Origin of the sequence: Exiguobacterium sp. A1_3_1 (assembly GCF_048985645.1) — a bacterium.
In the GTDB taxonomy this organism is placed as follows: domain Bacteria; phylum Bacillota; class Bacilli; order Exiguobacteriales; family Exiguobacteriaceae; genus Exiguobacterium_A; species Exiguobacterium_A indicum.
Genome location: NZ_WBYY01000095.1, coordinates 1 through 11,856, shown reverse-complemented (window position 1 = coordinate 11,856; position 11,856 = coordinate 1). Strand labels below are relative to the sequence as shown.

Below are 11,856 nucleotides of genomic sequence, written 5' to 3'. Positions count from 1 at the left end.
GAGATGTGTATAAGAGACAGGGTTAAGACGGTCTTCGGTTCCTCGCGGAGCCAAAAGAACAAGAGAACTCCGATGAGGAAGAAAAAAAGTAATCCTTTTATCGAACCGGTCCGGCGCACGGGGCGACCGGGGCGGATAGTGCGTGTCGTCAAAGTAAATCACGTCCTTTAAAAAGCAATGGACATTCGTGTCCAACGTAGGTAGTCTAACAAAGAAAAACAAAAGGGGGTGAACCTGTTGCAAATCGGTTATCGCACGCTGAAGACAGCGGTCGCTGCTGCGCTCGCGATGTGGATCGCAGAACAACTCAAGCTCGACTATTACGTCTTCGCGGCCATCATCGCCATCTTGAGCATCCAGTCGACACGAAAGAAGACGTTCCGGTCTTCTTACGAACGCATCATGGCATCATTACTTGCCACCGTGCTTGGATTCATTCTATTCGAGGTTATCGGCTATCGTCCGGTGACGTTATTGATCTATTTCATTTTATTCCTTCCATCCGTTCAACGCCTCCGACTTCAGGACGGTTTCATCACGAGTGTCGTCATTCTGACACATTTGTATACGGAACGTCAGCTCAACGCGCACATCTTATTGAACGAATCCTTATTGCTTGGCATTGGTGTTGGTGTCGGATTGCTTGTCAACATGTACATGCCAAGTCTCGATTTGTTGATCGACGACCGACGAGAAAAGATTGATCAACGGATCGCTGCCTTATTTTTTGAAGTCGCGGCTGCGATCGAGACAGGGCGGGTCAATCATCATGCGTTGACGCTTGACGAGACAGAACGTCTGTTACGTGAAGGGAAAGATGCCGCCTTAAAACGAATGGGAAACGCGATCGGTCGTCGGAACGATGACGAAGATTATGCCTACTTCCGGATGCGCGAACAACAATTCGAGTTACTACGCGGTATCGTCCATCATGCCGAGGAACTCGTCCTCGTCGTCGAAGAAGGAAAAAAAGTCGCCGACTTCTTTCGGACGATTGGTGACAATGTCCGACCTGAAGCCGACGCAATGGTGTACATTTCAGAACTCGAGGCATTATTGACACGTTTTCGTGCCTCTGCCTTACCCGTCACGCGGGAGGAGTTCGAGGTCCGCTCTGCCTTACTGCACATGCTACAAGAAGCGGAGCAGTATTTACGTTTAAAACAACGCTACGTCAATCAAAAGAAATAAAACATCGTCGAGGCGAACGTACCGATCAGGAAGATTGCTAAGATCCCGATCGTTGTCCATTTGATGATACGTTGTTGTTTCGATGGTTTTGCCATATCCACTACTCCTCTCTTACATCAACTGATTACTGCCATTGTACAAACAACCTTTCAGAAGTGCAAATGACGATGGGGATGGTATACTAAAAAAGCGCTAATGGATTGAAACATATTAGGAGGAGGGTTTTGTCATGGTCAATGAACAACGTGTATTAGATACGTTTTTAGAACTTGTCCAGATTGATTCGGAATCAAAAGAGGAGGCACGGATTTGTGCCCATTTGAAAAAAACGTTCGAGGATCTCGGATGTGATGTGTTCGAGGATGACGCTTCATCCAAGACGGAACATAAAGGAAACAATTTAATCGTCACGCTTCCGGCAACAAAAGAAGGCGTCGATAAAATTTATTTCACTTCCCATATGGATACGGTATTCCCGGGTCAAGGCATTAAACCGATCATCGAGGACGGTTACGTCAAGACGGACGGCTCAACGATTCTTGGGGCAGACGATAAAACAGGTCTCGCATCTCTGATCGAACTCGTGCATGTATTGAATGAAACGAAACAACCTCACGGGAAAATTCAGTTCGTCATCACAGTAGGTGAAGAATCTGGACTTGTCGGTGCGATGGTGCTTGACCCATCAAAAATCGATGCCGATTACGGTTTTGCACTCGATTCAGATGGAAAAGTCGGAGACATCATTACGGCTGCTCCAACGCAAGCAAAAGTCAATGCGAAGATTTTCGGGAAAACAGCGCACGCTGGTGTAGCACCGGAAAAAGGTGTCTCGGCGATTACGATTGCGTCGAAAGCAATCGCGAAGATGCCGCTCGGTCGGATTGATGAAGAGACGACAGCGAACATCGGACGGTTCAGCGGTGGTGGTCCATCAACGAACATCGTTTGTGATTATGTCGAAATCTTCGCGGAAGCACGGTCACTCGTCGCTCCGAAGATGGAAGCACAGACAGAGAAGATGAAAGCGGCGTTCGAAGAAGCGGCAGCAGAGCTTGGTGGTCGTGCTGAAGTCGAAGTCAAAGTCATGTACCCAGGCTTCAAGTTCGAGGATGGAGATCAAGTCGTCGAAGTCGCGAAAGCAGCGATCACACAACTCGGACGCACGCCACGCCTCTTACATTCTGGTGGCGGATCAGATGCCAACGTCATTGCTGGTTTTGGTATCCCAACGGTCAACTTGGCGGTCGGATATGAAGATATCCACACGACGAATGAGAAGATGCCGATCGAAGAACTCGTCAAAACAGCGGAACTTTGCGTGACGCTAGTCGATTACATCACGAACAAATAAGCTGATGAAACACAAAAAAGAGTGTACCGCAACATTGCGGTACACTCTTTATCATTGTACGATTAAACTACTTGAGGACGATCAACATATTCCATAGACTCTAGAACGAGTTCTTCTGTACATAATAAGGTCGAAGCGATTTCATCGATTTGAATCGACTTTCCGTATTTTTGCCGATAACTCTCGTTCAGTTTGCGGGCTTCCCGGACGATGCGGGCGTAGGTCCGTTCAATCTTAGTCATGGAAAAAACCACCTTCCAAATCTGAATAGGTACAGTTTACCATGCTTCAACAGAAGAAAGGTGTATTTTGTGTATAAAAAATGCTAATTTTACGAAAAGGGGAAAAAGATGGAATTTTATTTTTTAGGGACAGGAGCCGGTATGCCGTCGAAACAACGAAACGTCACATCGATTGCCTTGTTACACCCCAAAATGACATGGTTGTTCGATTGTGGAGAGGCGACGCAACATCAAATCTTACACAGCCCGATCAAGCCACGAAAAGTCAACGCGATCTTCATCACCCATTTACACGGAGACCATATCTTTGGGTTACCGGGGTTCATTAGCACAAGAGCAGCGCTGGAAGGAACGACACCGCTAACGATCTATGGACCGACCGGGATCAAAGAATGGATGGACGCGACATTACGCATCACAGGAACATATCTACGTTATCCACTCCGGATCGTTGAAGTCGAAGACGGTCAAACCTATGAACAGGACGGATTCCGCGTGACGGTGCGGTCGCTTGAGCATCGTTTCCCGGCGTTCGGTTATCGACTCGAAGGTCCCGAGGAAAGAGGCGCCTTGCGTGTGGATGCACTGAAGGCACTAGGAGTGCCATCCGGTCCGATCTATCGCCGAATCACACTGGAAGAAACCTTCGAATTCGATGGAACGGTCTATCCATCGTCCGACTTTTTAGAGTCACCAAAACCGGGTGTCAAGCTAGCTGTTCTTGGCGATACGATGCCGTGCGCGGCCTCGGTCGAACTGGCGCGAGATGTTGATGTATTAGTTCATGAAGCGACTTTTGCCGATCGGGAAATCGAACATGCGGGACGCTTCGGTCACTCGACCGCTCGACAGGCAGCTGTCATTGCAGAAACGGCACAAGCGAAAAAGCTTCTATTGACGCACGTATCCGCTCGTTATGTCGATCAAGAGGAAGTACTGGAACAAGAGGCACGAGAAGTATTCGCGAACAGCCATCTCATGTTTGATCACCGGGTCGTCCCGGTCAAAGGATAGACGATGGACTTTCTCATTTTATGGGCACTCTTTTTACTGGCTGCTAGCGGATTAGGTTTTTTGCTCGAACGTCGGACGGAAAAAGAAAAATACTTGTACATGAAGTTCGTTTTTTATGCGTGTCTCGGTGCCGTGTCGTTTCCAGTCTATGATATTCAGTTACCGCTCGGCATCATCATTTTCCTGATCGTCCTGCACCCGAAAAAGAACTCGCGTTATAAACGGTACATGGCACTCTTTGGGTTCTTATTCTTCCTGTTCCAACTCTTTCTCGGTCCGTTTGATGGTGGGATGTTGCGGGAAGAGACACAACAGATTGGTCGCGTGACGATCACGGATGACTCATTCGACAATTTCCTTTCTCAAATCGAACGACGTGTCGGTGAAGAGGGGCTGCGGATGGAACAAAGTCAGTTGATGTTCGATCGGGGCGGGAATCTCAGGAACGCCTCGTTTGAGATGCTCGTCGAAACACCGAAACGTTTCATTCGTTACGATGTGAGTTATCAGGAGCTGACGGGAACGATTTCCTATCGACCACGTGAAGAGTTGACGACAAAATCGTTGACGTCGTATTACCAGAAACTGATTGATGCGAATCAATCGTTTGAGACGTTGCGAAAGCTTTCGATTCATGAGATTTTACATGATTCCAAAACACCCTATGTCGAGATGGATCTCGATGGGCTCTATGAAACGTTTAGTCTACAGGATGCAACGGTCTTCTTGATTGATGACGAAGGGAAATTGATTCCGTACGTCAATACAGGAGACGATGTCTTAGCGAATGCGGTCCGTCTGACGTATTACCGTTCTGACGGTCAATCCTTACGAAATAAAACCATTCTGTTATACAATTACAGCTTTGAGACATCAAGGCGAAAAGGAGTCGTACGATGAAAAAATGGCTATTTGCTGCAAGTATCGTGTTACTTGCCGGTTGCGCGGAAGCAAAAGAGGAACAACAAACAGCGTCTTGTGAGGCGGAAGTCAAGGTATCGGTCGTGGATCACGTCAAGGATAAGACGTTGTTTAATAAAGACGTATGCTTGAACGAAAACGATACAGCACTGGATGCACTGGAAGATACGACGCTCGATGTCGTCAAAACAGGTAAAGGTGAGATGGCATATGTCACGGCAGTCGATGGGATTCGAGAGAAATCAGCTGGAGCAGGTAGTGGCTGGGTCTTCGGAGTCAATGGCAAACCAGGCGAAGTCGGTGCCGGAAGTTATGAACTGAAAAAAGGAGATCGTCTCGAATGGCGATTTGAAAAAGATGCAATGGCTTATTTTGAGTAAGCCAGAACGGGAGCGACTTCACCCAGTGAACGTCGCTCTCTTTTTCATCGGGATGATTACGATCCCGTTCGTCCTCACACATGATCAATCAGTGATCGTCGTCTATCATCTGCTCTTGTTTTTATTCGTTCAAGAACGGACTGTGTTTCGCTATTTAGTCCTCCCGGCTCTTTATGCGGTCATGATGTGTGTCCCGCTTCTTTATGGTGCAAGCATTGACACAGTAGCGATTTATGAAACGACGGTCCAAGTGACGCTATTCATCACGTCGAGTCAATGGATTTTTACGTTGGTTCGACTCGATCAGATGGGACCGTTGTTTCGTTTCTTACCTCGATTGACACGATTGACGGGGATGGTGCTGGCGCTGATTCCGTCTTTCTTACGCACTTGGCCCGAAGTCAAGATGAGTCATCCGGATACGTCGCTTGCTGTTCGACTGGAGCGGATGGCCGCCTATCATATCGTACCGATCGAAGCGGTGCCGTCTCGCTTAAGACCGATCACGCGACGTGATGTTCAGATAGGTTTATTGCTTGCGGCAGGACTGGCTCTTTGTCTGACACCATGGGCAATCATTCCGGCGATGATTTTGCCTATAGCGCTATTATTTACAAAAGGGGGAATCCGGGATGCCTATCATGTATACCGACACCGATCGCGAAGAGCGACTACGTCAACAGGCGGGCGAACATGAACAACCGGTCTTGACACCCGAGCGGTTGCTTCATGGACGTGTCCGAGATCTTCTGGCGACGGGTTCCTTGTTTCGGGCAGGAGAACTCGCGACCTTGCTTGGGCTAGAAGCTTTTTTTGAAGCGGAGTCCAGTGAGCTCTCTTCCGGAGAACAACAGCTCGTCGGTCTCGGTCATGCGTTGTCTTCGTCACCAAAGACCCTGTTCTTGTCGGAACCGTTTCTCTTTCTTGATCATGTCAGGCGAAAGCGATTAATGGGATTGCTTGAAGAAATCGAACGACGGTTTGGTTGTCAGATCCATTGCTCGATGACGATACAATCCGACTTGTCGATCACGAGTCGCGCCACTGAACTGACAGGTCGTATCCTGAATCGGATTGAAAACGTCCAACACCGTTATCCGTTACAGACACGCTATGCACTCATGACAGAAAAATTGTCGTTTCATCAAGGTGAACGCATTGCGATCGTCGGTGCGAATGGTAGTGGGAAATCGACGTTACTACGGCTTGCGCTCGGTGTCGAGCGACCGCTATACGGAAAAGTCCGGCGGTCGGGGGAGACGCATTATGTACCAGCGCATCCGATGCTTGCGCCATTAGACGATCGAAGTGGTAGTTTTACGATGCAAAAAAAACGTCTCTTGGACGGTATCGATTGGAGTAAAGACAGCTATTACTTTGATGAACCGACGGCTGGACTTGATGACAGCGCACGAATGGCTTTTGTCGCATCGTGGAAGCAGAATCCGACGAATCTGATCGTCATGGCGACGCATGATCCAGTTCTCATTCGGGCAGCACAACGGGTCATTTATCTCGTGCACGGAGAGGTTGCTTTCGATGGACCGACGAAGCATTTTTTACAAGAAAGTCGGTTGTTCGTATGATCGTCGCAACGGTTCTAATCGTTTGTCTGTTTTTAGTCATGTTCGAGAGACTTCAGATGACGGATCAACGATTACGGTTCATCGCCATCATCACGGCAGCGGCAATCGTCGGACGATTGTTGTTTTCTAGTTTGCCGAACGTCCAGCCGGCAACGGCACTCGTCTTATTATTAGCCGTATTCATCCATCCGATCGTCGGAGCCATTTCTGGGATGCTTGTCGTTGTGTTAACGAGCTTATTTCTCGGAAGCGGTCCGTTCGTCCTCTTTCAGGCGCTGGCGTATGCAACGATTGCCAGTTTAGGATTCGTTCCGTTTCTTCGTTACCGGATCGTATTGACTGGATATGGATTTCTAGCTGGTTTCTTATACGGATGGGTGAGCAATCTCGGGTTCTTGGTATTGACCGGATTCTCGTGGCAAGCTTTTTTGACACTGCTTGTAGCCGGGGGAACGTTTGATATGCTTCACGGATTCAGTAACGCGATATTCATTTGGATATTGTTTCCGATTTTTTTACGAATTATGCATTCATTCGATGAAAAGAGGGGTACAGAATAGTAACATACCGAACAGGAGGGAAGGCATATGCTGGGATCGTCGATTTCGCTTGCTTATGTCGTCATGTTGCTCATCGTCTCGAGTGTCGGCTTAGTGTTTGGCAGTATTCTGTTGATGAAAGGTACGGTTAGAGGACGTTATGCTGCTTGTTATTTACTTGCTGCCGCCATCTTCCCAAGCGCCATGCTCATTACCTCATCAGAAGGATTACTTTGGCAACATTTACGATTCGAGAGTTCATGGTTCCTCGCGATTGTCTCCTGGTTACTCGTCTTATCGACGGGCTACATCGTCTCGATCACGGGTGCGCTCGTCATTCGTTATCTGTATCGCTATACGACGACCTTTGATCGCGTCAAACGTTATGCGACGCGGCGTTTTCGTCATCATGAGGCATAAATACAAAAACGGAAGAACCAGCTATCTGGTCCTTCCGTTTTTTTCATGAATTCGCGTACAGGAGTTCTTCTTCTGTCGAGGATTCTTGTTGGCGAGCAGGATCTTGAATTCGACCTGTCACTTCTGTCAGGAGACGGCGTGGCAAGAGACGAGACAAGGAAACCATGGCGCGGTTGCTTGCACCTGGAACGACGACGCGGCGTCCTTTGAGCATGCCACGGTACCCGGCGAAGGCAACGAGGTGTGACGGCATACTCTTGAATGGTAGCGTGATGTTCGCCCGGTCGAAGAAGTTCGTATCGGTCGGTCCCGGGCAGAGACAAGTCACACTGACACCCGAGCCGTCGACTTCTGTCGCAAGTGCTTCCGAGAACGACAGGACATAGGCTTTCGTTGCGTAGTAGACACTCATGTAAGGTCCTGGCATGAAGGCAGCGACCGACGCGACATTCAGGATGCGTCCGAAGCCACGTTCAACCATTCCTGGTAAGAGACGTTTCGTCAAATCCGTCAAGGCGACGACGTTGACCTGGATCGAGTTAATGTCTTCTGTTGGATCGATTTCCGCAAAGCGTCCTGACGTGGCGAAGCCGGCGTTATTGAACAATAGATCGACTGTCAATTCTTGTTCCTCTAAGTATTGCACGAGACGATCAACGCTGTCGCTTAGTGATAAATCAGCAGCGAATACATAGACTTTGATCTGATAGCGTTTTTCAAGGACCTGTTGAAGTTCCTTCAATTTCTTCTCATTGCGGGCAACGAGTACACAATCGAAGCCATCTCGCGCCGCGAGGACAGCGAGATCCAGTCCGATTCCACCCGATGCACCGGTAATCAGTGCCGTTTTTCGTAACATAGGACATTCCTCCATTCGAAATCGTGAATCTGAGTCTAGTGTATACCATTCCATACCGTTCCCGCGAATCCTGTTTCGTAAGCATTTACTTTTCTTATCACTGGTCCAACCAGTATGATAGAACAGTAGAGGGGAAGTGGAACAGATGAGGAAAAAAGTAACCGTCGCCTTGTTGCTCGCGACGTTTTTAGCCGCGATCGAGGGGACGATCGTTGCAACAGCAACACCTGTCATGGCGAGTGAATTGAACGGGGCGAAATTAGTCAGTTGGATCTTTGCTGGGTTCTTGTTGTTCATGGCGGTATCAACACCGATTTACGGAAAGATGGCAGATTTATATGGTCGAAAACGGGTTCTGTTATTCGGGATCGGCGTCTTCACCGTCGCTTCGTTAGCCTGTGGACTCGCTCAATCGATGGAGATGTTGATCGTTTTCCGCGCCGTCCAAGGAATCGGGGCAGGAGCTGTATTGCCGATCGCGATGACGATCATTGGGGATTTGTATACATATGAGGAGCGGGGGGAAATCCAAGGAGTGCTCAGCGCTGTCTGGGGAATCTCAGGTGTCGCTGGACCACTTGTCGGTGGATTCCTCGTCGAATCGCTTTCGTGGCGGTATATTTTCTTACTAAACGTACCGTTTGCGTTATTGTCGTTCTTCATGATCGTCGTTTACTACAAAGAGACGGTCCGTGAAACGCAGCGGAAAATCGATTACCGGGGTGCGTTATTGTTTGCGCTCGGGATGAGTGCGTTTCTTTACGGCTTATTATCGGGAAGTGAGTCGGAGACGTTCTTGCGTCCGATCATTCTAGCCAGCTTTTTCATTAGTTTCGTTTTATTGTTCACGTTCTATCGGGTCGAGAAAAAGGCGAGCGATCCACTCTTACCACCAGCAGTCATTCGCCATCCGGTCATTCTCGTGATCAACTTAGCGGTCTTCTTTTCCGCCTGGGTGCTCGTCTCGATGTCAGCGTATATTCCGATTTTTGCCCAAGGGGTACTCGGCAAGAGTCCGACCGAAGCTGGTTTCATGTTGATGCCACTGTCGCTTTTTTGGACACTGACCGCCATTATCGGTGGACGGACGATTGGTGTCGCCTCACCCCGGTATCGGACGATGACAGGAATGGGACTGCTGATCGTCGGTACAGTGATTTTATCGTTGATCACGCACGAATCAAGTGATGTTTTCATCTATCTTGCCGTTTCGCTGATCGGAATTGGTTTTGGTCTCTCACAACCCGTCTTCATGGTCGTCCTGCAGACTTCCGTCGATTGGTCACTTCGTGGCTCAGCGACGGCCGTCAACTCGTTCTTGAGTACGACGGGACAGACGCTCGGTGTTGCGATCTTCGGTACGATCTTCAACCTATCCATCCTTCGTTCGTTTTCAGCGTCGGACACGCTCTCAGGGTACGCGATTGATCCATTCTTCCAATCGAGTACGGCAAAAACGTTCGGACAGGATGTGCAGTATGCCGCAGAACTCGCGTTATCACATGGACTACGTTACGTCTTTATCGGTGGCGTTCTTTGTGCGATTCTTGCGTTTGCGATGACATGGCGTTTACCGAAAGTTCGACCTGACGATCCACGATCGTAATGAAGGGGCTGACTCAAAAAAAAGAATGACGCGTCTTTTCACGCCCTTTCCTCAGGAGAGACACAAGCCAGTTTTCCTGCTTCGTTGAAGTAGGAAAGCGGGTCTTGTTCGTCTCTGACAGCGCATAAATGCGCTTGTTCCTGTAGGAGTGGCGTGTGACGCGTCATTCTTTTTGTTACGAGATAAGGGTGGCAGATCATCATTCTGATACTCTTATCTTTGTGGAAACTGACTTTTGAGTCAGCCCGTTCTTGTTACCGTCCTGATTGTTGGATCGAGAGTTCAGGCGTTAATCGATCGAGTAAAGCGAGCGTCTCTGGATGAGAGGCGAGCGTCTGGTCGAGCGTGTTCCGTTCAGTCTCTAGACATGCTAGATAACGTTGAGCCGCTTCAGCGTGCGTTGCGGGTGTCAAGACGTCATAGACCGCTTCAAGAGCAAGGCGTGGATGGTCTGGCAATGTTGTCGGAATCGTCTTTAATCCGAGTTGCGCTCGTTCAGGAGCATGATGATGGAGTAATACTTTTGCGTACTTGATCAAGGCACTACGGAGCATCTCGACTGCCCATAAGTCATTTCCCCGTGCTGCTGCTTTTTTATATTGGAACAAGAACCAGACAGCATCGATCGCTTCGTCAGTCGCTTCCTGAGCAGAAAGCGTTAAGTCGCAAGTATTCGTAAAGTCCGTCAACTGTTCTTGTGGATCATACAAGACACGTAATTGATCCTTATGGTTCAGTGAATCAAGCGTCACCGTAAACAAATCGATATGTAGCAGATCATCATAGACGACGATCATTTGTGGGGCGATGATATCAATCTCATCTTTCCAGATGATTGAACGATAAGCAGAAAGGTGGGACAAACGACGCGATAAGAATGTTGTTTGACGTTCTTCTGAGACGAGACAGTATAGATCGATGTCTGAATGAACATCTTCTTCTCCCCGTCCAAAAGATCCTTTCAAGAAGATAGCTTCGACTGCAGGATCTTGTTTGAGTCGAGCAACCAGTTGCTCGATCGCATGAAGTTGATGCATGAGGACTCATTCCTTTCTAAAAACAGAAGTCTATTACGTCAGTATACGGGAAAATAGACAGGTTTTTCCATGAAAAATGAGAAATCACATCGAAATGGATTTCTCATTGGGAAGCAGAAGCGAGTTTTTCTTTCTGTTCGAGATGAAGGACGTGTTGTTCACCCCATGCATTGATCGCGTCAAGAACTGGAATGAGCGTCCGACCATAATCCGTCAGAGAGTACTCGACACGGGGTGGGACTTCTTGATAAATCTCGCGATGGACGATATCGTTCAGTTCGAGCTCACGCAGTTGAGCCGTCAGCATTTTTTGCGTAATGTTCGGCAATTGTCGTTTCAGTTCACTGAAGCGGAGCGTTCCGTGTGTGATCAAGACGAGTAAAATCGACGGCTTCCATTTTCCGGTCAAGATTTCGAGCGCTGTCTCGACGCGACAGCTTGGTGTCTCTTCCATCGGTCTTCCTCCTTCATGGTATCGTTTAGGATACTATACCACTTATTCGTGCCTACTTCCGCTTCGATCGCTTCCGCGTAATAATAGGGATACGAGCTATTTCATTGAAGGAGGAAACAACATGTCCATTCATCCACAAATCACACTCGGTCCTGTTCGCTTGCGTATCACGGACCTCGACCGTTCGATTTCATTTTATACAACGTCACTCGGATTACGCGTGCTAACGCAAACGGATCAGTTGACGGTGCTC

Annotated in this window: 15 protein-coding genes; 11 read left to right on the top strand and 4 right to left on the bottom strand. The window is 48.4% G+C overall.

Translation table 11 applies throughout. The features are described from left to right. Nucleotides 1-237: 237 nt before the first annotated feature. Both F8N00_RS11045 and F8N00_RS11040 read left to right on the top strand, forming a co-directional pair. Nucleotides 238-1,191, top strand: a complete 954-nt coding sequence (locus F8N00_RS11045) for an aromatic acid exporter family protein (RefSeq protein WP_058265131.1) — start codon at nucleotides 238-240, stop codon at nucleotides 1,189-1,191. A 229-nt stretch (nucleotides 1,192-1,420) separates the two neighbouring features. After that, the gene (locus F8N00_RS11040; RefSeq protein ID WP_421018210.1) at nucleotides 1,421-2,545 is read left to right on the top strand and encodes a M20/M25/M40 family metallo-hydrolase; all 1,125 of its coding nucleotides are present in this window, start codon (nucleotides 1,421-1,423) and stop codon (nucleotides 2,543-2,545) included. Between the two features lie 62 nt (nucleotides 2,546-2,607). On the opposite strand, the gene F8N00_RS11035 is transcribed toward F8N00_RS11040, so the two are convergent. Next, nucleotides 2,608-2,787 carry a hypothetical protein gene (locus F8N00_RS11035; RefSeq protein WP_023467629.1) on the bottom strand — a complete coding sequence of 60 codons (180 nt, stop codon included), beginning with the start codon at nucleotides 2,785-2,787 and terminating at the stop codon, nucleotides 2,608-2,610. A gap of 108 nt (nucleotides 2,788-2,895) precedes the next feature. Here F8N00_RS11035 and rnz point away from each other — a divergent pair, with 108 nt between their 5' ends. Genes rnz through F8N00_RS11000 form a run of 7 tightly spaced genes read left to right on the top strand, consistent with a single transcriptional unit; the run spans nucleotide 2,896 to nucleotide 7,647 of the window. Next, nucleotides 2,896-3,801, top strand: coding sequence for a ribonuclease Z (rnz, locus tag F8N00_RS11030; protein WP_058712926.1), 906 nt, complete (start codon nucleotides 2,896-2,898; stop codon nucleotides 3,799-3,801). A gap of 3 nt (nucleotides 3,802-3,804) precedes the next feature. After that, on the top strand, nucleotides 3,805-4,701 hold the full coding sequence (locus tag F8N00_RS11025) for a hypothetical protein (protein WP_029341141.1): 897 nt from the start codon (nucleotides 3,805-3,807) through the stop codon (nucleotides 4,699-4,701). Continuing rightward, nucleotides 4,698-5,102 (top strand): DUF4430 domain-containing protein, encoded by a 405-nt coding sequence (locus F8N00_RS11020; RefSeq protein ID WP_023467632.1) that lies wholly within the window; start codon nucleotides 4,698-4,700, stop codon nucleotides 5,100-5,102. Before F8N00_RS11025 ends, F8N00_RS11020 begins: the two co-directional genes overlap by 4 nt. After that, nucleotides 5,080-5,799 carry a hypothetical protein gene (locus F8N00_RS11015; protein ID WP_029341143.1) on the top strand — a complete coding sequence of 240 codons (720 nt, stop codon included), beginning with the start codon at nucleotides 5,080-5,082 and terminating at the stop codon, nucleotides 5,797-5,799. The genes F8N00_RS11020 and F8N00_RS11015 overlap by 23 nt, the downstream gene beginning before the upstream one ends. Beyond that, the gene (locus F8N00_RS11010; RefSeq protein WP_421018209.1) at nucleotides 5,735-6,688 is read left to right on the top strand and encodes an ATP-binding cassette domain-containing protein; all 954 of its coding nucleotides are present in this window, start codon (nucleotides 5,735-5,737) and stop codon (nucleotides 6,686-6,688) included. The genes F8N00_RS11015 and F8N00_RS11010 overlap by 65 nt, the downstream gene beginning before the upstream one ends. Next, on the top strand, nucleotides 6,685-7,248 hold the full coding sequence (locus F8N00_RS11005) for a hypothetical protein (protein WP_050678517.1): 564 nt from the start codon (nucleotides 6,685-6,687) through the stop codon (nucleotides 7,246-7,248). The genes F8N00_RS11010 and F8N00_RS11005 overlap by 4 nt, the downstream gene beginning before the upstream one ends. 27 nt (nucleotides 7,249-7,275) lie before the next feature. Continuing rightward, nucleotides 7,276-7,647 carry a hypothetical protein gene (locus F8N00_RS11000; protein WP_323679066.1) on the top strand — a complete coding sequence of 124 codons (372 nt, stop codon included), beginning with the start codon at nucleotides 7,276-7,278 and terminating at the stop codon, nucleotides 7,645-7,647. Between the two features lie 43 nt (nucleotides 7,648-7,690). Here F8N00_RS11000 and F8N00_RS10995 read toward each other — a convergent pair whose 3' ends face one another. Beyond that, on the bottom strand, nucleotides 7,691-8,506 hold the full coding sequence (locus tag F8N00_RS10995) for an SDR family NAD(P)-dependent oxidoreductase (protein ID WP_023467637.1): 816 nt from the start codon (nucleotides 8,504-8,506) through the stop codon (nucleotides 7,691-7,693). A 145-nt stretch (nucleotides 8,507-8,651) separates the two neighbouring features. Here F8N00_RS10995 and F8N00_RS10990 point away from each other — a divergent pair, with 145 nt between their 5' ends. Then, the gene (locus tag F8N00_RS10990; protein ID WP_421018208.1) at nucleotides 8,652-10,112 is read left to right on the top strand and encodes an MDR family MFS transporter; all 1,461 of its coding nucleotides are present in this window, start codon (nucleotides 8,652-8,654) and stop codon (nucleotides 10,110-10,112) included. A 254-nt stretch (nucleotides 10,113-10,366) separates the two neighbouring features. Here the strand turns inward: F8N00_RS10990 and F8N00_RS10985 are convergent, their stop codons facing one another. Both F8N00_RS10985 and F8N00_RS10980 read right to left on the bottom strand, forming a co-directional pair. Further along, nucleotides 10,367-11,149, bottom strand: a complete 783-nt coding sequence (locus F8N00_RS10985; RefSeq protein WP_421018207.1) for a nucleotidyltransferase domain-containing protein — start codon at nucleotides 11,147-11,149, stop codon at nucleotides 10,367-10,369. Between the two features lie 103 nt (nucleotides 11,150-11,252). After that, nucleotides 11,253-11,603, bottom strand: coding sequence for a winged helix-turn-helix transcriptional regulator (locus F8N00_RS10980; protein ID WP_058265500.1), 351 nt, complete (start codon nucleotides 11,601-11,603; stop codon nucleotides 11,253-11,255). 121 nt (nucleotides 11,604-11,724) lie between these two features. On the opposite strand from F8N00_RS10980, the gene F8N00_RS10975 reads away from it, so the two are divergent. Next, a partial coding sequence (locus F8N00_RS10975) for a VOC family protein (protein WP_421018211.1) occupies nucleotides 11,725-11,856 on the top strand: 132 nt, incomplete at its 3' end.

Coding starts and splice junctions, on each gene's coding strand:
- F8N00_RS11040 (WP_421018210.1), top strand. CDS start 1,421: ATGGTCAATGAACAACGTGTATTAGATACGTTTTTAGAACTTGTCCAG.
- F8N00_RS11035 (WP_023467629.1), bottom strand. CDS start 2,787: ATGACTAAGATTGAACGGACCTACGCCCGCATCGTCCGGGAAGCCCGC.
- rnz (WP_058712926.1), top strand. CDS start 2,896: ATGGAATTTTATTTTTTAGGGACAGGAGCCGGTATGCCGTCGAAACAA.
- F8N00_RS11025 (WP_029341141.1), top strand. CDS start 3,805: ATGGACTTTCTCATTTTATGGGCACTCTTTTTACTGGCTGCTAGCGGA.
- F8N00_RS11020 (WP_023467632.1), top strand. CDS start 4,698: ATGAAAAAATGGCTATTTGCTGCAAGTATCGTGTTACTTGCCGGTTGC.
- F8N00_RS11015 (WP_029341143.1), top strand. CDS start 5,080: ATGCAATGGCTTATTTTGAGTAAGCCAGAACGGGAGCGACTTCACCCA.
- F8N00_RS11010 (WP_421018209.1), top strand. CDS start 5,735: ATGCCTATCATGTATACCGACACCGATCGCGAAGAGCGACTACGTCAA.
- F8N00_RS11005 (WP_050678517.1), top strand. CDS start 6,685: ATGATCGTCGCAACGGTTCTAATCGTTTGTCTGTTTTTAGTCATGTTC.
- F8N00_RS11000 (WP_323679066.1), top strand. CDS start 7,276: ATGCTGGGATCGTCGATTTCGCTTGCTTATGTCGTCATGTTGCTCATC.
- F8N00_RS10995 (WP_023467637.1), bottom strand. CDS start 8,506: ATGTTACGAAAAACGGCACTGATTACCGGTGCATCGGGTGGAATCGGA.
- F8N00_RS10990 (WP_421018208.1), top strand. CDS start 8,652: ATGAGGAAAAAAGTAACCGTCGCCTTGTTGCTCGCGACGTTTTTAGCC.
- F8N00_RS10985 (WP_421018207.1), bottom strand. CDS start 11,149: ATGCATCAACTTCATGCGATCGAGCAACTGGTTGCTCGACTCAAACAA.
- F8N00_RS10980 (WP_058265500.1), bottom strand. CDS start 11,603: ATGGAAGAGACACCAAGCTGTCGCGTCGAGACAGCGCTCGAAATCTTG.